The sequence below is a fragment of the Microbacterium sp. 4-7 genome, assembly GCF_014332665.1.
Taxonomy (GTDB): domain Bacteria; phylum Actinomycetota; class Actinomycetes; order Actinomycetales; family Microbacteriaceae; genus Microbacterium.
The window spans coordinates 373,001-393,867 of sequence record NZ_MCRH01000001.1 but is presented as its reverse complement, the minus strand read 5'-3'; the positions used below and the strand labels follow the sequence as shown (position 1 = coordinate 393,867).

The following is a 20,867-nucleotide window of genomic DNA, read 5'->3' as shown; positions in this document are numbered from 1 at the left end:
AGCCGCGGCGAGGTGTCGCCCGACTGCGGCCCGACAGTACTCTAAGTCCCACCCCGTACCACCCACCGCCCGCATCGAAGGAGATCGGCGAGATGAGACCATTGCGCTACTCGATCAACGTCACGCTCGACGGGTGCGTGCATCACGAGGCTGGCGTCGCTCCCGACGAGGAGCTGATGCGCTTCTGGACCGCCGAGATGGAACGAGCGGATGCCGTCATCTACGGCCGAACCACCTACGAGATGATGGAGGGCGCGTGGCGGCATCCGACGTCGGGAGTCTGGCCCGACTGGATGAGCGAGTGGGAGGTCCCGTTCGCCGAGGCCATCGACCGCGTGCCGAAGTACGTCGTGTCGAGCACGCTCGAAGCGGTCGACTGGAACGCCGAGCTCATCCGGGGCGACCTGGCCCAGGCGATTCAGCAGCTCAGGCAGCAGCCAGGCGAGGGGCTGTCGGTCGGCGGCGTGACGCTGCCGCTGGCATTGACCGAGCTGGGGCTGATCGACGAGTACACGTTCGTCGTGCATCCGGTCATCGCGGGGCATGGGCCGAGACTCCTCGACGGACTGAGCGAGCGCACCCGTCTCGAGCTCATCGACCGCCGCGAGTTCGCGTCGGGAGCGGTCGCGAACCGCTATCGTCCAGTGCCCGCCGCTTGACTGCGGCGATATCTGCCGGCACCGATCCATCCGGCGACCCCCAGTAGCGGGCCGGCGGCGAGCTGAGCCAGTGGGTTGCCGAGAGCCCGGATCGCCCGCACCGGACCGAGCGACTCCTCGATCGCGGGCACGGCCCACTCGTCGACCCGGGCCTGATAGCACGCCACAGCGGAGTCGATGTCGGATTCGGCGATGAGGGCTTCGGCGAGTGCGCCGGCCGAGCGGATGGCGGTCGACCCGGCGCGTCCGCCGGTGGGAGGCATCGCGTGCACTGCATCACCGATCGCGGTGATGCGGCCGGGAGTCCACGGAAAGCGCGGCGCCTTCGGGTCGGCGGCGCGGAACGAGAACGCGGCAGTGCGGTCGGGATCGGAGTCGCCGATGACTCCCGACATCCACGGAGTCCAGCGGTCCACGAGGGCGGATGCCGTCGCGACGAGTTCGGCTGAGGATGCCGTCTGCGCCGCACCGATGCTGTCGCGCCGGGCGATCAGGCCCCACACAAGTGACGGCGGGCCGACGGCATCCGTAAGTTCGGGTGGGATGTCGCGCAACCCGCGCGATGTCAGCGAGAGGAACATGCCGACGCCATGACGGTCGACGGCGAGGGCGGGTCCGTGCAGCAGGTAGCGCGGGAACCGGGTGTGTCGGGTCAGCGGTGTCGACCCGGCGATGCCGACCAGGCCGGTGTCCGAACTCGTGTCGGGGGTGATCGAGCGCAGAGTCGCCGAGCGGGCGCCATCCGCCGCGACGACCAGGTCGGCCTCGATGCGCGAACCGTCCGCGAGAGTGACGCTCGCCCCGCCGTCGTGGGCTTCGGCTGATGTCACGGTCGAGGAGAATCGCAGGCGCTCGCCGAGATCTTCGCTGAGGATCTGACGCAGCGCGCGGCGCTGGCACAGCATCCGGTCTTGTCCCGGCGGCTCGGGCGCCACGACGATCGGTCGCAGGCGCGGGTCGGCGATCGTGAACTGCGAGAACGTCTCGGGTCCGTCGGAGACAGAGCGGATGCGGTCGACCAGCCGCCTCGCAACGTGTCGCTCGATCACAGCGACCGCCTCGGGAGTGAGCGCGATGCGGTAACCGCCGGTGTCGGCCGGATTCGCGTCGCGGTCGAGCACGATGACCTCGGCGTGGCCGCGCAGGGCCTGGGCGAGCACGAGTCCGCCGAGACCTGCCCCGCTCACCACGATGCGCATGATTCCAGCTTGGCGGAAGCACGCCGCGAAGTCACCGGTCTCCGGTCGTCGAGCGATGCGCGGAGCCCCGAGGTGGAACGTGGCGACCAGTAGCCTGAACTAATGCCCCGTCCCCGAAGTGAAGCCGCACGCCAGTCCGTGCTCGAGGCGATGCGCGCAGCCGTCATCGCCGGCACCTACGAAGCGGTGACGATCGAGGGACTCGCTGAGACGGCGGCAGTCTCGAAGCAGACGATCTACCGGTGGTGGCCGTCGAAGGCGGCGATCCTCGGTGAGGCGCTGCTCGAGGGAGACCTCCCAGGAGCCGACCCCGCCGTCGCGATGAGCGATGACATCCGGGCCGACCTGCATGCCTGGTTCTCGGCGATGTCCGCCGGGCTCGCGAAGCCCGAGGGTGTGGCACTCGCCCGCGCGCTGATCGCGGTGACGGCCACCGACCACGAACTGGGGCTGGCGCTCAATGAACGCCTCGCGGCACCGATCCGCTCGTGGGTCGCCGAGCGGATCGCGCGCGGACAGTCGGCGGGAGAGATCCGCCCCGACGTGGATGCCGACGCGATCGCCGACCAGCTCATCGCCATGGCGTCGTACGCCGCGCTGATCGGGCGGCCCTTGAGTGCGGAGCGGGTCGAGGAGACGGTGACGCGGTTGCTGAGGGGGATCGCTCGATAGGCATGTCTGGTCGGGTGAGACCGACGGCGGATACCCTTGCGACGGACGCTCACCGCTGAGGACTGGAGCAGGCAATGGTCATCGCTGACATCACGGTTGTTCCGGTGCCGACGGAACGCAAGGCCGCATATCTGGACTTCTCGAAGCGGATGGCCAAGGTCTACCGCGATCACGGTGCGATCAGCGTCGTGGACTACTGGCAGTCGAGCGAGTCCGCCGACCAAGCTGAGTTCCACGCTGACGGGACGTCGTACGAATCGGGTGAGCTCAAGAGCATCGCCGAGCTCGCGGGCACGAGCGCCGAAGAGTCTGTCGTGGTGACCGTGATGACATGGCCGTCGCGCGAGGTTCGTGACCGCGGAACGGCTGCCGCCACTCGGGACGCTCGCGTGCTCGAGACGCTCGATGAAGACCCGGTGTTCGATGGGGGCCGCGTGATCGGCGACAGCTTCGAAATCGCGATGAGCGTTCAGCAGGAAGAGTGACGGGCTCCGGTTACGGGGTGCAGTAGGCGAGCATCGCGTCGGTCGCGGCGCGCATCTCCGTCGTCGCGGCGTCCAGGCCGGTGATGTCGCCGGCGATGGCCTTCTCGCCCTCGGCGGCGAACGCGTCGATGCTCGTCGTCCACGAGTCGCGGAGTGCGATGAACTCCTCAGGGCCGTCAACACCGCGGATGTTCTCGGCGACGTTTCGCACTTCGTCGAGCGCTGCCTGCGCGGCCTCGGGCGTCGGCGAGCTCACGCTGCCGATTACACCGGTCACCTGCGCGGCCTGAGCTGCGACCTGGCCGCAGGCCGCGAGGGTCGACGCCTGCGAGCATCCGGAGAGCAACAGAATGCCGACGGCGAGCGACGCGAGCGCTGGGAGCTTCTTCATAGAGCCAGGGTAGGTGGGGGAGATGTGAGGGCTATGCCTGGCCGTAGGCAGGGCCGACGAAGGTCACGGGCTTGCCCGCGGCTTCTGCGTAGGCGATCTCCCGGAGCGTCGATTCTCCGAAGTGTTCGCCGTGGTTCACGACAACCACTCGATCGGCCAGGTCGGTCCTGCGCAGGTGCAGCTCGCCGAGCGCGGTCTTCTGCTCGGCGGTGATCGGGGCATCGATCTCGGCGGGCATGAGGACGATGACGCCACCGAGCGTCAGACTTCGGCTCACCGCTCCCATGTCCTCGGCGAACCGCATGGAGCCGCAGATGCAGACAATCTCGGGACGGCTGGGCATGGATCGGGCTGTCACCGACGGGGAAGTCACGCCTCAGAGATCGGCGGGTCGGGGAGAGCCCATATCCGCGAGTATTCGTCGCGCACCTCGGGCCAGACTGTGCGGAGGCCATCCTCCACGGAACCGACCGAGGTCGCGGTGACTCCGAGCAGCACGAAGTCATGCGTGATCGGGCGGCCGGAGCGATCGAGTCGCTGCTCTGGATCGCGAAGTCGCAAAGCGCCGCGCGCTCCCACCATTCGGTAGGAATCGGCTTCAAGATCCAAAGAGTCGAAGACAGACTCATACACGGCGAGCGGATTCAAGGTCCCGCCGGTGCGGAGGAGTCGAAAGCCCCACGACCGTCCTCGTGCGACCCAGATGAATGTCACTTACGGCTCCGCAGTAGCACCTTCGCGTGCTCAGCGTCCTCCAGGTCGATCCGGAAGCGAGTCAGTACAGCCGTCAAGTAGTTGTGGCGAGCGAGCGCCTCCGCCTTGGCTTCCTCGAGCTTCGCGCGCCCGGCATCGAGAACCTTGTCGATGGCTTCCTTTGAGACCAGCGCACCGAGGCCGGCGGCCAGCGCGGCGATCGGTCCGGGAAGTTTGACCTTCCTCATGAAGGGCGCGATGAGAGCCAGCGCTGTGGCGATTCGCCCGGCGTTATTCAGGAGGTGCTCCGCGACCTTCGGAGGTAGCTGCATGGTCCGCGCCCAGTTGGCGTGCCTCTCGAAGGGAAGCACGGCGGCGATCGGCAGGAGCAGGTCAACACCCACTCTCTGGCTGACCTCGATCTCACCGGGGCGGAACTTCGCGGAGGAGAGCAGAAGGAAATCCTCACCGACAGCGAGGGCTTCGGGTGCCGCGACCAGGCCTTCGATGATCTTTCGCAGCTGGTCGAGGTCGCCCGCGCTCTTCTCGATGATCAGCTCTTTGAACTGCTGTACGTCGGTGTCGGGCATGAGGTCCGACTTCGACAGAGCGACGATCCAGATTCGGGGGAAGACCACGAGCGGTTTGCCGTCGTCGAGGATGTCGTCTCGAAGGCTCTCCAGTCCTGCGCGGTAGTTGCGGAACAGTGATTTCAGATAAGCCTCCTCCTGCCCGTCGTTGTCGAGGAGGAGCTGCGCATCGACCAGAAGGACGGCCACGTCTGAGCCGAGCAACGCGCGAAAGCCGTCCACGCGGCGGGTGGCCTCTTCGCCCTCGACTCGTTGCGTGAACCACTCGCCCGGATAGTCGTGCCAGACGAGCCGCACCTCATCCACGGGTGGCCTCTTCTTCGGATTGGATGAGAGGCCTTTGGCGCGCTTCATCGAGAAGGAGTACGAGATCGATTTGAACTTGTTCGGCTCCGGCACTCGTGCAGAGTTCCTCATTCCCAGATAGTTCTGGAAGAGTTTCGCCCCCTGCCCTGTGTCATCCGCGACGACGTCGAACAGATTGCGCTCGCCGTATCCGTCCTCCTGGGTCGGGCCAAAGAACGAGGAGATCAGAACGGTCTTGCCGCTGCCACTCTCTCCGAAGACCGCAATGTGCTGTTCGAGCCTGTTCTTTGTCGCCACAGTCGTGTCGCCCTCTCCCCTGGGAACGGAACGCGCCGTTCTTCGATCACCGTAGCGGAGAGAACCGACAGCGCTCCTGCTCAGCTACTGCACCGACCACCCACCGTCGGATGCCAGCACCGCACCGTTGATGTTCACGGCGTCGTCCGACAGCAGGAACGTGATCGATGCGGCGAGGTGCTCGGCGGTCGCGACCGTCGGGATCGCCTGCTGGAACGGAGCCAGGCGACCGGAGCCGTATTCCGACATGTTCGGGGGCATCGGGATGCCGGTGGCGACGCCGCCCGGTGCGACGGAGTTCACGCGGATGCCCTTCGGCCCGTACATGAACGCCGCGGACTTCGTGACGCCGATGATGCCGTGCTTGCTGGCCGTGTAGGCGTTGCCCGAGGAGTTGCCGCGCAGACCCGCTTCGCTCGAGACGTTGAGGATCGAGCCGCGGCCGGCCTTCTCCATGAGCGGCAGCACCGCGCGCATGAGCTTGAACGGGGCGGTGAGGTTGATGGCGATGACGCGGTCCCAGACGGCATCCGTCGTCTCGCCTGCGGGGGAGAAGTCGTCGTTGATGCCGGCGACGTTCGCGAGGGCGTCGATGCGGTCGCCCGCGGCGGCGATGACGGCGTCGATCGCGTCTTGCTTGGTGAGGTCGCCCGCGACGGCGGTGATGTCGGCATCCGGGAGTTCCGCCTTCAGGGCGTCGAGCTTGTCGGCGGCGATGTCAGAGGCGATGACGCGTCCGCCTTCGCGGGCGATGCGGGATGCCGTGGCCTTGCCGATTCCGGATGCTGCGCCCGTGACGATCACGGTCTTGCCCGTGAAGCGTCCGGTGGTGGGCTTCTCTGTCCAGCCGCTCTCTTCTGTCGCTTCGGGGATCTCGCCGCCGTTGGCTGCGCGGACGAGGTCGTCGACGACCGACTGCGGGAGTGCGCCCTGACTCATCGCGACGAGCTGCTGCAGCGGGAGTCCGAGCACGGGGGTGAGGAGCTCGGGATCGGCACCCGTCTGCTCGAAGAGTGCGCGGATGAGTGGTCCGCCGGTCGGGTCGTTCAGCCAGTTGCCGATGGTGGAGTGTGCGGTGAGGGCCATGGTGGAGCTCCTTGAGGCTTAGATTTCGCAACGGTGCGTCTACTTATGCTCAGTGTACGCCCAGATGCATTTCCTGCCAGGGTGTGAACTTGCTCCGTTGGGGGTGGCCATCGACCCTGTGGGGGAAAGCGGTCCTAGTGGTGGAGGAGCCACGTTGACTAGGCGGCTGCGCGGGGCCTCGTGGTTGCAACGCCGAGCACGAAGCCAAGCGCGGTTTGAGGACGACGATGCCGCCGCCGTGATCGCGCGCATTGTGACACGCCTCAGACCAACTCCCGCTCAGATCCGCACTTTGTGCACTTCCAGACGGGTACACCGTCTGGTTCAGCAGGCTCCATCGGATGTAGGCACGCATCGCAGCTTGGCGTGCTGAGTAACTCGTCGCGGAGCTGACGCAGCGCGAGCTGTTTCTGAAGATCGTCCACCCGGGAAGCGTAGGGCGGATTGGCTCGTCGAGGGTCACGGCATCAGAGATCCCGAGCCTCTCGGCAAGATGAACGGCTTCGACGTCGGAGTGCGGATCGCCTTCTCCTATTGCCGTGTGAAAGAAGAGAGGGTCGGGGTGCGAACCCCGCAAAGAGCACATCTCGATTGCTCCGCCCGTCGTGAATGAACGACAACCGGGATGGCCCTTCATCTGGTCTTTGCGGCCGTAGCCGTAGCCGTAGCCGTGGCCCGGCTGTAGGCGCGGTTGGACATGAACGCAGAGAAGCACCCGTCGCTGCCGCCCGCGCTGATGACCGTTAGCGATCAGGTGCTCGCCCATTGCCACGATCCAGGCTCGGACAATCCAAAGCGGTGTGTTTCGGGGTCTCAAGACATCCTTCCACGATGTCCCGAAATCAAACACCTCCGGATTATGAGATTTTAGCGACCTGCACCGGGCATGCCGCTCCGTACCCGCGTTCGGGAGACGAGCGCGAACAGATGAAGTCGTCTTTCGCCGGCAGTCGCTGGGCCACTCGCAGCACTCGTCGCGGAGCAGGTCGAACTATCCCCAGACCGGTATTTTTGACCTATGCCTGGCCACGTTGCGACAACGAAGGAGCCCGAGATGTCGCTCGCTGTCACAGCCCCCAGTTGGAGCGTGCCGATCCAAGCGTCGCTCGTTCGGTGGTTGCGACGAGCGCCGCCACTGCTTTCGGAGTCATCCATCCTCCCCTATGGCACATACGATGACAATTTGAGCAAAGTAGCGAAAGGTCCTCGAGCGAAGTCTCAGTCTCGCCCGAAATGTGCAAGGGAAGTATATGGTGCACCTCAATGTATCCCGCCCCGCGTTCACCGTAAGTGGCGGCGAAATCGAATCCACACGCTTCGCATTCGATCGGTCTGCCGGTGGCAGCGACAGCTGCGATTTTGCGGTTCCGGATGACCCGACTGCGCTCCCGGGCCCGCACGATCCGCTCGAGGATTCCTCCTTCTCGCACAGATTCTTCGTCGAAGTCATCGATCGGCTTCGGGGGTAACAACTTTGGAAGATGCACCGACCAAAGAACAGATTTGATCGCGACGGCTTTTGAATGCATGGCGTCGGGATCGTCGCGGAACTGACGAACGACCAAAGCATCGAGCTTGCTGTGCCGCGTCCGCTTGCCCGCGTAGAACTCATCCGCAGTCGCGATGTCGTAAGTCTTCCGGTGGACGCTGTTTTGACTGCGTGAACTGGTTGATAGAGAGACCCCGGGGTGCAGGATTGTGGCAAATCGTCTGAGAGTGAAGGACAGGTCAAGGACCCCAGGGTCTCGGGTCCGAAGACCTTTCCAGTCATTGCTCGCGACAAGATCGGCAGCTAGAACTACCTCGTCATATAACCAGTTGACCATCGGGCCCTCACGTTCGATTCGAAGACGAGCAACGGGGCTCGGCCTTGCCGCGCCTCGACCTAGTCCGTAGCACCATCGCCACCGGGGCCCGTTTCCACGAGCGGTGAGGAGTCATCGGCGCATGCGAAACTCGGCCCTTCATGAAGAGTTGTTGACCGGCGAGAGCGGAGGGGCTAATCAAGGGGGTGTGGCGAGTCGGACAGTCACGACACTGCGGTCGACTCGAGAAACGCTGGCAGTTCCACATGCTCGCGAAAGCGTTCTTCCACCACCTCGAGAAGCACGTTCGCGGGCACTGTACCGAGTGCTCGGCGACCCGCAAGATAGTCGAGTGCCTCGAGGAAGGATCGAACACCGGTCCGATCGTACGGAACCTCCTGATCAACAAAGTACTTGGTCACAACTGCGAGAATGGCTCGGGCGAGCGCCGGGATCGTCGCGAGGCTGGGGCGTCCAAGAATCTGTACGGACAGATCGCTGTTTGAGAAGAATGCCTGTAGAGCGGGGTTCACCTGGCTTGCATCGACAAAGCGACGGACGTACGAACCGCTCCACCAGAGGCGAGCGATGGCATGGTCACGCTCTCGGCGCCGGTCTGTGCTGGCGAACACATGATTGCGGACATGGTTGCCCAACGCGTCATCGTCGGCCGGCCACCGATCTCTCATGTACCCGCGAAAGTGTCCCAACGCAAGCGTCACCCACAGACGTTCGTCAACGGCGTCCGCCGCGGTGAGATTGGGAAGCACGCGCAGGATCTGTCGAGCGTTTGTTGCGTCGAGATCCCGACGTCGGAAGTCGCCGTCGGAAAGTTGGAGCCCCTGTGTGGGATCGACTTCGTATTCCGACTCGATGAACCGCAAACTATGAGTTTTGACAAGTGCATCAAGGTCGTTGTTCCAAATCTCGGAAGCGTTTGCGCCCGCGGCCATCACCCTCAACGTGTCGACAGAGTCGGACGTGAGAATAAGAACTTTCTGCAGTTCAGACATCTGAGACCTCGATCTTCTTGAAGCCCTTGGCGCTCACGAGAAGCTGCGCCGATATTTCCTGGTACTCGGCATCCTCGGGGTCAAGTACACGGCCGAGGTCGTCGAGTCGACTCAGCAACGCGCGACCCCAGGCAAGTTCCGTGTTTTCGCCGTCCTCTTCGTGCGCGAGATAGTTGAGCGCGCCCGCAATGCAGTCCTTGTAGATACTCATGAACAGATACGGCCGAGTAGAGCGGTCCGCACGCATGTGACCGATCACGTCGCGAAGGCTTTCGCCGGCGATGATGATTATTCGGGGGCTGTCGTACTGGAAGCGATAGATATCCACATCGGAATCCTCGCTCGAGTACTGGATCGTCACCAGATCCCGCTCCAGAGTCCTAGAGAACTCGAGATCAATCGTGACGGAGTCGCCAATCCCGAGAATGTCACCCTTTTGGACGTTGAACACCGATGCTCCGAACTCGTCATCTATCCCGTCGGGGCGGTAAGTAGCGCTCGACGCGCTGGCAATGATGAGCGGCGTGACGGTGGTGCTTCCATACAACTGTCCATTCTCAAAGACAAGCTGACCGGTCCAGCCATCGAGCTCAAGGTACTCCCTATAGAGAGTGGACCTGCACTGAACGTCCATCACAAGATGAGCGGTCCCGTCTAAGAAACACTCATCCATCCATGCCACAGACTGCACGATGTTGTAGTCGATGACGAGTTGCTGTGACGTGTCGCCGATCAGGCGGGCCTCGATGTCCGCGTGAAATTTTGCGTCGCTTCCGAAGTCGTCGCTGAACGATGACAGCACGGGATAGGGGTATGCCTTTGCTCGGTAACTCACGGCTCCAGCCGCCCTTCGATTGCGTAGTCGAGATCATCAGAATGGAAGACGAGGCGGAGCCTCTTTCGCGCAGTCGCACTCAGCTCGGCGAACTCAAGAGAGGTGCGCCAGGGGGCCTCTGATGCCGCCTCCGCCTCGGTGCGGAACTCCAGTCGTTCCGTCTCCGAGTCGCCAGATCGAAGGAGGACAAGCGTTCTTCGAGATCCATCAACCGGGGTGAACGAGACGTCGGCAACGCCCGACCCAGGCTCTGTCCGAACCACCCGGAGGTTGCGGACAGGGAGCCCGGTACGAAGCGCACCCTTCGCGGAACCCGAACCTTCGCCGGGAATCTGGCCGCCCTTGGTCTTGTGCTTCCCATCGCCCCCGCTCGATCCTCGTCCGGAAGTCGTGGTCTCGCCCGTACGCTCCGTCTGCTTGTTCTCGCGGTGGGACCGGGTTTTCTTGAAAGCGATTCGGAGGGCACGGTTAGGCTCGCCGCTGTCACTATCAGTGCCGGCGCCGAAGTCAGCGCGGAACCAGTCGTCCAGATCGTCGACCGATACTTCCTCGTCGATCTCCACGGATGCATACTCACGCAAGAGATCGCGAACTCTCGACTGAAACTTGTAGTACGCCGTCTCAGCAGACTTGCGCTCCGACATGTCGCTGATTCGATCGAATGCAAACTCCGTGTGCTCGGGATTCTCGAGTTTGCGCAACAGCTCCGAGCCTTGGTCACCAGCAACGCAGACGAACAGGTCGAACGGCTTGAGACCGGGAAATCGCTGCAATTTCTCGGCGGCGCGGGTGATGAGCATGCCGTTGCCGCGCGCCACGCCTACACGTCGACCGACCACCCCATCAAGGCGGAGGTACCAGGAGATAGTCCCGAAATCGTCGAGTTCAAGTGCGCCCGCGAGGTCGTGATGACGCACCGTCCTCGCGGACTCGAGCCGCTCGACAACCTTGTCGGTCGGCCTAAGGGTGTTGATCAGGTCCGTATCGACAACATCGTCGAATGCCTGCGCGATGCTGTCAGCATCGATTTGCTCATGCTGACCGAGGTGCACAACGAGCTTGTTCGTAAGAACTGCGTAGTAGAAGTTGGCAATCACCGCGAGCTTCACCTCCGCCCAGAGGAGCTCCTCTTCCTCGACCCCATAGGGTTCGGGGATGTAGATCGATGTGCCGACGCTCAGCGCATTGGCGTCGTTCTCGGGCCTTCCGTCGATTGCCCAGGACGGGATCTGAGAGTCCACCAACGGAAGACACTTTTCGCGAAGCCCGAAGTATCCGGTGGCCACACACCACTGCTGCTCTCCGGTTACTTCCGTCAGGGGAACGGACTGAAGAATGCTCTTGCCCTGGAATCTCGTCTCGCGCGAACCGTCATTGTCGATTCGGGTCAGATAGAACAACGTTCGGAGCTCGGACATCGCGAACGGCGCTCTCGAGCCATGCCCGAACGACCCGAGGGCGGAGTTGCTTTCCTTATATGTCATGCCTGCGCCCTTCACGAGTGCAAGCCACGGTCCGGATTGCGGGTCCTCAGGAGGATCGTAGGTCGGTCCTGTGAGGCCCATAGTGTTGTAGTCGTGGACGCCCAGGAGAGTGATGTTTCCGTCAGCCACCTGATCGATAGCTCTTCGGTAAAAGCTCTTGCCAGCGGCTGTCCGCTCCAGCTTGTGCGCCGCGCTGAAGTAGAGAGCCAGCTCGCTAAAGCCGGTCTCCTCGAGGTCGGCGGTTGTGTCGAGCGTAAAGCGCACAACTACCGGCTCACTTGCGCTACTGCGGGCATCCAGCGAATTCTGGATCATTTCACGCACGAGAGCTTGCAGGCGCTCGCTCTTGAACATGTCGATCGCCGAGACGTTGAATCCTTCTCTGGTCCCGTCGTTAAGTGACGGAAACTTCCAGCCCACTTCATTTGTCACGTTTGCCCATTCCTGATCTGTTATTGTGCTGAGTCCGTCAGCCGGAAGGACCGCTCGCGTCCCGACGAGGCGTCCGAAAACCTCGCCTTCACTGCGCGAACCTCGGACTCCAGTGCCTTGACGATCTTGCTGACCTCGGCGTCGGTGAACTCGTAGTTTGAGCGGTTAGACAGGTTGCCGATAAGGCGTATCGCGGTGAGCGCCTTGTCCGTGCGGGCCTCCGCGAGCGAAACGAACCGCTCCCTTCGATCTCTCATACGAACTCCAAACATTCGGTTGATGTTGATTACATAGTACGCATGGATCGGCTACATATGCAATATCTACGTGGGAGATGGGATCGGACGGACCAGTCGTCGTCAATACTGCCACCCAAGGTCGGATGCGGCGGTCTGGCCGCAGCGAAGGGCGCATCGAGTGTGAGACGCACGTTCGCATCTCCCCAACGCGGTCCGCTGCCGGCGAGCACGATGGCCAGGGTGAGCCGATCAGCTTGCGAGAGTACTCACTTAGGCAGTCGAAGCGCGCACGCGGCTTGAGAGCATGGCAAACAACCGGGCGGGATCGGTGGACTGCGAGCTCTATGACCCACGCCTGCGCCTCGGATCGCTGACGCGAGGAGACCTGACGTTAGCCCAGGCGTCCGTCACCTCCGTCCTCGACGCTGTTCGCGCGCTGCGAATGCCCATGGTTGTGCGCGTTGGTCGCTCCTGCGGTAGCGCACGCGATCCCGGGGTCCACGTGCGGTGTCGTACGGAAGACCGTTCCCGCCTGAACCTTCCCCTCGACTGTCAGCCTTTACCGGCGCAGTGTGCGATGGCGGCGTTGCGCGGTCAGCGGTTCGGCTGCGAATAGACGACTCGCTCGATTATTCCTGCGACATCCGCAGGCCTCTCGTGCTCCCAGAACCGCAATACGGCCCAGCCCAGACTGGCGAGCGTCGAATCCGTCTCGCGATCGCGTCGTTGGTTGCTGGCGATCTTCGGCCCCCAATAGTCCGGGTTCGACCGCGGGGCGATGAAGTGCTCCGGGCATGCGTGCCAGAAACACCCGTCGATAAAGACGGCGACCCGGCGGCGAGTAAAGAGGATGTCGGCGGTGCGTCGCAGTGTCGGCTCGGGGCGGTGATGGGTCCGGTAGCGGAGGCCCTGCGCATGGAGCAGAGAACGGACCGCGAGCTCCGGACTCGTGTCCTTGGAACGGTTGGCTACCATGGTCGCACGCGCGTGCTCGTCCGTCGCCCATGAACCGGTCATGCGAAAAGGCTACGCCTCAAGGTCATGTGGCGTAACCAACCGCTCCTCAGAGCGTAGGCAGACTTGCTAGCGTGAGCTCCCCTGGGCCGCTGAACAACTCCACTAACTGCTCGTCGTCGACCTTCTTGGCCTGACCGAGACGGATGATCTGAAGCCATGCGAGCATGCCGACCACGACTCCGGGCATACCGATCTGCTCTGAGAGCGTTCTCGCCTTCGTCCCCGCTCCGCGTGATACTGCTCCGGCGATGAATGCCCAGAAGCGGAGAGCCTCACCGCCCATTGCGATGTAGGTCTCTACATATTCCCGCATGGCGCGTTCGTGACTTGAGGGGAGACTGTACTCGCCGCCGTATGCCTTCGTGTCGATGATCCCACGCCACGCGGTTGGCTTCGTGACGACCACATCCGGGTGGCGTCCGGTCTGACCGACGCACTTGGCGTCGAGCTGGAATACCCGTCGAATGATCTCCGCGGTCGCCTGTTCGAACTCGCGTGCGGCGCTGGGTGTGTTGATATACACGAGCGACTGGTAGTGGTTGAGGTACGAGTCCAGCGTGCGGTCCGAGCCAAGCACGGCGGCTGCTGCGATAGCCACTTCCGTCCGGTCGAGCTGCGTCGCCTCCGCAAGTCGATCGACGAGCTCTGGGGTCGCGCCGTCTATGAGCAGCTCCCTCGACGACCACCCTGTGAGTATCGTGTTAACCCGCCGCCTGACGAACTCCGCCCTGGTTACCGTCGGCGCGGCCGAGAGCGCGCGGGTATCCTTCCTCTTGCCGGGCGGGATTCCGTACGCGCGCTGAAACCGATCCACATTATCCGGGTTCGGGATCGGTGCAAGCTCGCCGTACTGGTCGAGTAGTCTCTGGGCCTCCACGACAGTGCTGTCTGCCAGCGAGACGGTCTGCTTTCCTCTCTCGATGACGCCGGTGAGTTCGAGCCAGTTGAACGCGGTGTTGGCGATACTGGTGAATCGATCCCGTACAAGCTTGACGGTATCGCCGGGCTTGCCGTGATTGGCGAACAAGGCGGCCTCGTCCATGCCCGATGCGCGATAGTCGATGATCTGTTTGGCGACGCGATCGGCGTCGGCAGGGGAGTCGCCCGTGCCTGAAAACAGAACGATAAGGCCCACCTCATCCTGCGTTAGGAAGCGGTCAAGCGAAGGATGCAACAAGAGACGGAGTAGGAGGACGAACGGTCGCACCTTAAACCTGGGATCGATCTGGACCCCGCGCGACAGCGAGTACGGTGATGGGTACTGAAACCGAAGCACTTGATGCTTCAGGATGTCGACGGGCCGCTCGCCCTCTGCGAGGGCGAGGCCGGCGAGCGTCAGCTCGAGCTTTCCGGTTTCGGAGCTGTCAAAAGCGAAGCCGAGGCTTCGAACCAGCGCAGCGTGAGTGCGCCCGCCCGATCCGCCGCCGTCTCGCCGTGCTCCGACGCGCTTGATTCCCTCACGCTCGAGGAGCTCTTCGAACGCGATGTGTCGATCGCGATCGCCCTGCCATTGCTCCTCGCCCGCCGCTTCGTGTAGGGCGGCAACCGTCAGCGGAAGCCGGTATAGCTTTCTTTGCGGACGTGAAAACATCCAGTACTGCTTCATCGCCATACCGCAACATTAGCGATCAGGAGCGCCGAGCCCCGGATTCAGGCAGGAACTCGGTGAGCGACGGCTCGACAGACTCGTATTCGATGCCGGCGAAGCTGTTCAGAATAGCTTCGAAGATCACCTGCGCTCCCTTCGGCGGTACTGCCATGCCAACCTGTTTGCGCACCGACTCCTTGTTGCCCTTGAACTCGAACGTGTCCGGGAACGTCTGCAGACGTGCCCTCTCACGGTTAGTCAGGGCGCGCGGCTCAGACCAGTGGTAAATGTGCGTGCCACCACCGCCGGATCCGGTCACCGTATAGGCCGGCTTTCTCGAGTCGAGTCGGCGGTAGATCGACGACAGCTTCGTCTGCGTGTTGATCTTCAGGTGTTCAGGCATGTCCGGGACCCAGGCATTGCGGCCCTCGGGGATGTGCTCGAGACGCTCGATCACTCGTTCGGACTGACGCGTCATCTCCTGGTTGGCTGCCCAGGCGGGAATATTCGAGAGCGCCGTGCGAGCGGTCACGTCAGCGTCGGCGTACGGCGCTGGGCTCGGTACCTTAAATTCGACAGCCAGATCGGTTCGGATGCCGATCACGATCATCCGGTGGCGCGCCTGCGGCACTCCGTACTGCTCGAATTTGTAGTAGTGCGGATAAATGCGGTAGCCCGCGTCTATCATGTCTTCGAAAATCTTCCGAAGAACCGCGCCGCCGTCAGCGCGGATACCGCCTACGTTCTCTGCGAGGAACCAGTCCGGCTGGAAGCGCTTGAGCGCCTTGACGCCATACGTGTAGAGCGGCCCGAACTCACCTTCGAAGGCCTTTCGCTCCCCGACGAGGCTGAAGTCATTGCAGGGAAACCCGAAGGAAAGACCATCGATGTCGCCAAGGCTCTCCAGCACGCCGTAATCGAGGGTTCGGATGTCCCCGTGAACTACCGACGGCGCGTTCTCCATGCCGACTATGTTCGTGGCATAAGTGCGGCAAGTATCTGCATCGTAGTCCGTGGCCCACTGATGGACTACGCGCCCCCCGGGGCTTTGTGCGAGCGCCGCACCGATCCCGAGGCCTCCGGGACCTGAAAACAACTCGCCCATCCGGAACGTCCTCGTACCGAGAGCGCTTGCCTGCTCGTCGATCTCAAGCTCTTTGATCTGTGTCGACACCCGAACACTCCCTCTGCTCGGCATCTTGATACCGAGACCTCAAAATTACCTCAGTTCGGCGGCGATGGGCATTCGCAGCGCCGCACGACTGGGGATTTGACGATCACGCGGAAGAAGCGCGTGTGCGCCTTTTTGACGTCGCGATCTCGCATCCCCGTGGAGGCCCCATCATCGTTGGTGGGTCAGACATCGAGATCTTGACTAGATCAGTGCCACGCGGAGCCGGTTGCGCTCACTCCGATGCCAGGAGCAGTTGATTCTGTTGCTGGCTATCCCCCATCCGAGGAGGGATCAACGATGTTGCAGTCCCCGAGATCTGGACAGGCAACATCTCGCGACCTGACCGATTCGCTCGAGCGCGCTCGGTTCGAGTGGACGTTATGAGCCGCGGATCAAGCGCTGCATGCGGAGGCTGCTGAAGGCCGGGTCGCGGGTAAGGTCATCGTCATCCCGTGACTGGTTCCCGCTATCAGTCGTGGCCTGATCTACCGGCAGGTTCTTCGTGCTCAGTTGGGATTCGAACGGAGTAGGCGAAACTTGAGCGAGCGATTCTGCCCAGATCTCGCCTAGGGGGACCTAGCTCGCGTCGTCTCAGGCCTGGGCTAGCCGCTCGCCACCCGCTGTCGGGATGAGACGATCATCTGGGTGGGGTCGGGACCGTGTCGTGGGGCGCACGCTCGAAGCCACTTGGGCGCTAGCATCCGTCTAGAGCAGTGGAGAAATCTCGCCCACTCTCCTTGTCGATTGACTGAGGTAACACTGGGGGATTTGATGACATACAACGGCGATGTCGTAACCACTGGAAACCAAGGTGGCGTTCTCGCCGCATCGGCGTTGCCCGATGACTTTCAGGACCGAGTGTTCAAGGCGATCGCAGTGCAGAGACCGGCGGTCGCGGCGTACATCAAAGAAGTACGCCGGAAAAACCCGGCTGCGACTCCGGCTCAGGTGATGAAGACGATCGAGTCGCAGTACGTCGCCACCACGACGGCCGCGAGCGCTGCGGTGGGTGCCTCGGCTTCGATTCCCGCCGTTGGAATTCCCGTCGCGCTCGGCCTCGGTGTCGCTGATCTGATCTTCTTCTACGAGACCACAGCCCTCTTCGCGCTGTGCATGGCTGAGCTGCGGGGCATACCGATCGATGACCCGGACCGCGCGAAAGTGATCGTGCTCGGTGCCCTGCTCGGTGAGAAGCGGCGCAGCCGAGTGTCGGAGATCGTGCTTAGTGCACTCCCGATGGGCGCCACGGTCAACGGTGCTCGCGCCATTGCTGGTGGAACGCTTGCCGGTGCTACTCCTAAATGGGGAGACATGCTCGCGCAGCAGCTTCCCGATTCGGCGCTGGTGCCGGTGACGATGGTGCTCGCCAAACAGGCGATTGCGCAAGGAACAGTCATGGGCGCAGTCAAAATCAGCTCGAAGGCGATTCCTGTGATCGGCGCGGTGGCGGGTGGCGCCACCAGCTTTTACTTCGGTAGCGGCGTTGTGAAGTCATGCCGTGCTGGTTTCTCTGCGCCGGCTGAGGAGTGGCCGGAATGGCTCGAGCTGACCGATAGCGATGGCGACGGCATTCCGGATCCATCGAAGGCTGTGCTCGCCATGCGTGCGGCTTCAGAATCTGCGAGGGATTTCGGAGAGAACGTCTGGGGTCGGATTGTCGACTCAACCGACGTCTTCAGGAGTGTCGACATCGATGGTGATGGTATCCCGGACGAAGCCCGCGCCGTCACTGCGGTGAAGGGAGCCGCGAACGTTGTCGGCAATGCGGCCGGGGGAGCGGCGAAAGCTGTGGGCGGCGCTGCCGGCGGGGCGGCGAAGGCTGTGGGAGGCGCCGCGGGAGCTGTGACCGGTCTGTTCAAGCGTGGGTCGAAGCGCGTTGGGGATGGCGCTGCATCCGAGTCCTCCGATACCGACGTCGACGCGGCAGGCGCTGACGGAGACTCTCCTACGTGACCACAGGGGCGATCCGCGCCTACCGCGCCGATCGTGGAATACCGCGCAGCGCCAACCCCTGCGAGACCAACGTGGAGGAAGACCACGTTCACTTAGGGGAATCGCTTCCCCGACCACTTATCGAACACCATGACCGCATCGACGAAAGAGAAACAATGAGCTTCCTCAAGACGAGAGTGCTCCTTTGGCCAGTGCTGCTGTTGATTGCGTTGTGTGCTGCGATCGGGGTGCTCGGGGTCACTCTCGCCGGGTCGATTCCCTCGATGTTCAGCGCTGAGAGTGACGAGCGGAACACGCAGGTGGTGCAAGCAGTCACACGTGAGGAGCAGATCGTGCTCGTCGGCCTCGGGATCGAGGGCATCGCCGAGAAGAAGCAGAACGAGACCTTCTTCGGGATCTTCGTTCCTGGAACCGACAGAGCGAAGTTCCTGCGGTACAGTCTCGAGGCCAAGCTCGGGATCGACGGAAAGGACGTCCTCATCGAGGAAACGGGCGAGAACTCTTTCCGAGTGACGATCCCCGAGTTCATCTTCATCGGATCCGACGACTTCGAGTACGAGGTCGCGGTCGACAAGGATGGGCCCCTCAGCTGGACCACGCCCGGAATCGAAGAGTCGGAAATGGTGAACAACATCATGAACGACGAGTTCGAGGCATCGCACCTGGAGAGCAACCGAGAGCTCTTGATGGATCAGGCTCGATCGTTCTACGGCGGGATCATCAAGAGCATCGACGACGACACCGAGGTCGAGTTCAGGTTCGAGGGCGGTGCCACGCAGACGGATTAGCTGAAGGCCTCACTGCCGCGATGGCTCACGTCGCCGCCGCGTGCACCAACCGCTGCAGCTCCGCCGCGTCATACCCTGGCCATCCGTGAAGCACGTGCACCCAATCCGCAGGCAGCGCAGCCGCACCCCACACCGCTCCGCCCAAGGCCCCGGCGATCGCCGCGACCGTATCCGTGTCGGCGCCACCTCGCACGGCACGCTCGACGGCATCCGCGAGTGACGTCGCTCCCGCCACTGCTGCGAGCGCTCCCTGGAACGCGCGAACGACCCAACCGTTCTGAGCCATGAAGTCCCGCGGATGGGCGCCGGGTGTGAGTGCCTCATCGATCAGAACGCTCCATCGTGCAGCATCCGCCGTCGGCAGCAGCGACAGCTGGCCGCGGACGTCGAGCTCGCCGTTGAGGATCGCGTGCCGGATCGCCGCCGACCACAGGATGCAGGCCGAGGCGCTGTCCTGCTCCCAATGGGTGAACTTCGAGATCGCCTCAGCCGCTACAGCGAGTTCGCTGGCGAGGCGGCTGAGGTAGCCGAGCGCGAGATGTCCGGTGCGCATGAGTGCTCCGTTGCCGCCGCTGCGTCCTGCGCGGTCGTGCTCGGATTGGGAGGCGGCCAGGGCGTCGGCTTCGGTGAAAGTTGACGGTATCCGGGAAAGCACGGCGCTGGTCTGCGCCCCGACGTCCTTCGAGGTCTGCGCCCAGCCGATCCAGCGACCGACGATCTCCTCTCGGGACGCTGCATCGTCGAAGCGGTCGCCGCGTGCGAGCACGTCGAGGATCGGCATCGCCATGCTCGTGTCATCTGTCCACTCGCCGACGCCGTGACCGAAGTAGCCGATGCCGAACTCCGGGGTTACGGAGTCGTCGAGCGCAAGGCCGAACTCATACTGGGAGCCGAGTGCGTCACCCGCCGCGGATGCGAGGACGGAGCCGACGGCGCGGTTGAGTTGAGCGGGGGTGAGAGGCATGCGGGGGCTTTCTCGGGTGGCGGGGGAGTAGTGGGTTTGAGCGTAGCGGGGGAGGCACACGCGTTTCGTCTCGGGCGACTTCGTCGGCCTCGCTCAACGAACAGGGCGGGGTTGGCGCGTTTCGTCTCGCTCGGCTTCGCCGGGCTCGCTCAACGAACGAGGGCGGCGGGGTGGGGGTCCTTCGACAGGCTCAGGGACCCAGGTTGAGAGGGCGGGGGTGTGCGTTTCGTCTCGCTCGGCTTCGCCGGGCTCGCTCAACGACCGGGTGGGGAGGGCGGCTACTCGCGCCAAGCAATCCCGCGGTGAGCGATTCTGCGGCCGGCCTCATCCGCGGCGACCGGCTCGCCGACATCGGCGCCCACCTCGAGCCCCACGACGGAATGCACGATCGTCCGGTCGTACACGTGCACGAGGTTGTACCCCTGCGCGGCGTCCTGCCCACGCGTGGCCCCGACGGGCTGAGCCAGATCCTGTCCGTAGGCACTCGACGACGCGGCCGCCACCGGAATGCCCGCGAACGTGCCGAACGACGGGTGATGGACGTGCCCTGACAGGATCCCCCGCACATCCGACCCCGCCAGCACCTCAGCCAGCGCGGCCTGCCCTCGCAGCTCGACCGTGACCGCCAGGTCGAGCACCGTCGGCAGTGGCGGGTGATGGATCAGCAGCAGCGAACCCTCTGGCGCAGACGTCGACAGCTCCGCGGACAACCACTTCAGCTGCACCTCATCGACCTGTCCCCAGTGCTGCCCAGGAACCGTCGAATCCAGCACGATCACCCGCATGCCACCGAACCAGCGCACCTCGACGACGGCATCCGAACCGGCACCTGCGGCACCGGAAACCGGCGTCTCCTCAGCAAGCCCCAACTCCGCCCGCATCGCCCCGCGCTCGTCGTGGTTGCCCATAGCCCACACGACCTCACACCCCAACGCCTCAACGGCCGGCGCCACCAACTCCCGCAACCGCCGATATGCCGAAGCGTCCCCCCGATCGGCCAGATCCCCGGTGAACAGCAACGCATCCGGCTTCAGCCCCGAAGCCACCAACCTTGACAGAACAGAAGCCAGGTTCGCATCGGCATCCGCCCCGCTGCCATACAGCGGCGCGCGTTCACCGGGAAGGTGCGTATCGGAGATGTGCACGAAGGTGTGCGATGGGCGAGAGTGCTCGGTGAGGATCATTTCTCTTCCAGTG

At 63.5% G+C, this 20,867-nt stretch carries 20 protein-coding genes; 5 read left to right on the top strand and 15 right to left on the bottom strand.

Annotated features, from left to right (window positions below):
* The first annotated feature begins 92 nt into the window (after positions 1-92).
* Positions 93-659: a dihydrofolate reductase family protein gene (locus BEP68_RS01795; protein ID WP_187249045.1), complete on the top strand. Its 567-nt coding sequence runs from the start codon at positions 93-95 to the stop codon at positions 657-659.
* On the opposite strand, the gene BEP68_RS01790 is transcribed toward BEP68_RS01795, so the two are convergent.
* Positions 635-1,858 (bottom strand): FAD-dependent oxidoreductase, encoded by a 1,224-nt coding sequence (locus BEP68_RS01790; RefSeq protein WP_187249044.1) that lies wholly within the window; start codon positions 1,856-1,858, stop codon positions 635-637. The genes BEP68_RS01795 and BEP68_RS01790 overlap by 25 nt on opposite strands.
* 102 nt (positions 1,859-1,960) lie before the next feature.
* Here BEP68_RS01790 and BEP68_RS01785 point away from each other — a divergent pair, with 102 nt between their 5' ends.
* Together BEP68_RS01785 and BEP68_RS01780 are read left to right on the top strand one after the other, a co-directional pair.
* Entirely contained in the window at positions 1,961-2,530 is a 570-nt protein-coding gene (locus tag BEP68_RS01785; RefSeq protein ID WP_261987664.1) for a TetR/AcrR family transcriptional regulator, read from the top strand.
* 74 nt (positions 2,531-2,604) lie between these two features.
* The gene (locus BEP68_RS01780; RefSeq protein ID WP_187249043.1) at positions 2,605-3,015 is read left to right on the top strand and encodes a DUF1428 domain-containing protein; all 411 of its coding nucleotides are present in this window, start codon (positions 2,605-2,607) and stop codon (positions 3,013-3,015) included.
* A gap of 10 nt (positions 3,016-3,025) precedes the next feature.
* Here BEP68_RS01780 and BEP68_RS01775 read toward each other — a convergent pair whose 3' ends face one another.
* From BEP68_RS01775 to BEP68_RS01720, 12 genes are all read right to left on the bottom strand, one after another.
* Positions 3,026-3,406: a hypothetical protein gene (locus BEP68_RS01775; protein ID WP_187249042.1), complete on the bottom strand. Its 381-nt coding sequence runs from the start codon at positions 3,404-3,406 to the stop codon at positions 3,026-3,028.
* A 31-nt stretch (positions 3,407-3,437) separates the two neighbouring features.
* The gene (locus BEP68_RS01770) at positions 3,438-3,749 is read right to left on the bottom strand and encodes a hypothetical protein (RefSeq protein ID WP_187249041.1); all 312 of its coding nucleotides are present in this window, start codon (positions 3,747-3,749) and stop codon (positions 3,438-3,440) included.
* 26 nt (positions 3,750-3,775) lie between these two features.
* Positions 3,776-4,120 carry a hypothetical protein gene (locus tag BEP68_RS01765; protein WP_187249040.1) on the bottom strand — a complete coding sequence of 115 codons (345 nt, stop codon included), beginning with the start codon at positions 4,118-4,120 and terminating at the stop codon, positions 3,776-3,778.
* Positions 4,117-5,292, bottom strand: coding sequence for an ATP/GTP-binding protein (locus BEP68_RS01760; protein ID WP_187249039.1), 1,176 nt, complete (start codon positions 5,290-5,292; stop codon positions 4,117-4,119). The genes BEP68_RS01765 and BEP68_RS01760 overlap by 4 nt, the downstream gene beginning before the upstream one ends.
* Positions 5,293-5,376: 84 nt before the next feature.
* Complete coding sequence (locus BEP68_RS01755) at positions 5,377-6,378, bottom strand: SDR family NAD(P)-dependent oxidoreductase (protein WP_187249038.1); 1,002 nt, start codon at positions 6,376-6,378, stop codon at positions 5,377-5,379.
* Between the two features lie 1,067 nt (positions 6,379-7,445).
* Entirely contained in the window at positions 7,446-8,204 is a 759-nt protein-coding gene (locus BEP68_RS01750) for an HNH endonuclease (protein WP_187249037.1), read from the bottom strand.
* Between the two features lie 203 nt (positions 8,205-8,407).
* Positions 8,408-9,196 carry a DUF6339 family protein gene (locus BEP68_RS01745; protein WP_187249036.1) on the bottom strand — a complete coding sequence of 263 codons (789 nt, stop codon included), beginning with the start codon at positions 9,194-9,196 and terminating at the stop codon, positions 8,408-8,410.
* Positions 9,189-9,998: a hypothetical protein gene (locus BEP68_RS01740; protein ID WP_187249035.1), complete on the bottom strand. Its 810-nt coding sequence runs from the start codon at positions 9,996-9,998 to the stop codon at positions 9,189-9,191. The genes BEP68_RS01745 and BEP68_RS01740 overlap by 8 nt, the downstream gene beginning before the upstream one ends.
* 29 nt (positions 9,999-10,027) lie before the next feature.
* A complete protein-coding gene (locus BEP68_RS01735) occupies positions 10,028-11,947 on the bottom strand; it encodes a hypothetical protein (RefSeq protein ID WP_187249034.1) in 1,920 nt (639 codons plus the stop codon).
* An 833-nt stretch (positions 11,948-12,780) separates the two neighbouring features.
* Entirely contained in the window at positions 12,781-13,203 is a 423-nt protein-coding gene (locus BEP68_RS01730) for a very short patch repair endonuclease (protein ID WP_187249033.1), read from the bottom strand.
* A gap of 46 nt (positions 13,204-13,249) precedes the next feature.
* Complete coding sequence (locus BEP68_RS01725) at positions 13,250-14,815, bottom strand: restriction endonuclease FokI C-terminal domain-containing protein (RefSeq protein WP_187249032.1); 1,566 nt, start codon at positions 14,813-14,815, stop codon at positions 13,250-13,252.
* A 16-nt stretch (positions 14,816-14,831) separates the two neighbouring features.
* Positions 14,832-15,965, bottom strand: coding sequence for a DNA (cytosine-5-)-methyltransferase (locus BEP68_RS01720; protein WP_315985249.1), 1,134 nt, complete (start codon positions 15,963-15,965; stop codon positions 14,832-14,834).
* Between the two features lie 771 nt (positions 15,966-16,736).
* On the opposite strand from BEP68_RS01720, the gene BEP68_RS01715 reads away from it, so the two are divergent.
* Together BEP68_RS01715 and BEP68_RS01710 are read left to right on the top strand one after the other, a co-directional pair.
* Entirely contained in the window at positions 16,737-17,918 is a 1,182-nt protein-coding gene (locus BEP68_RS01715) for a hypothetical protein (protein ID WP_187249030.1), read from the top strand.
* Between the two features lie 155 nt (positions 17,919-18,073).
* On the top strand, positions 18,074-18,706 hold the full coding sequence (locus BEP68_RS01710; RefSeq protein ID WP_187249029.1) for a hypothetical protein: 633 nt from the start codon (positions 18,074-18,076) through the stop codon (positions 18,704-18,706).
* Positions 18,707-18,731: 25 nt separating this feature from the next.
* On the opposite strand, the gene BEP68_RS01705 is transcribed toward BEP68_RS01710, so the two are convergent.
* Complete coding sequence (locus BEP68_RS01705; protein ID WP_187249028.1) at positions 18,732-19,670, bottom strand: ADP-ribosylglycohydrolase family protein; 939 nt, start codon at positions 19,668-19,670, stop codon at positions 18,732-18,734.
* 278 nt (positions 19,671-19,948) lie between these two features.
* Positions 19,949-20,854: a metallophosphoesterase gene (locus BEP68_RS01700; protein ID WP_187249027.1), complete on the bottom strand. Its 906-nt coding sequence runs from the start codon at positions 20,852-20,854 to the stop codon at positions 19,949-19,951.
* Between the last annotated feature and the right edge of the window lie 13 nt (positions 20,855-20,867).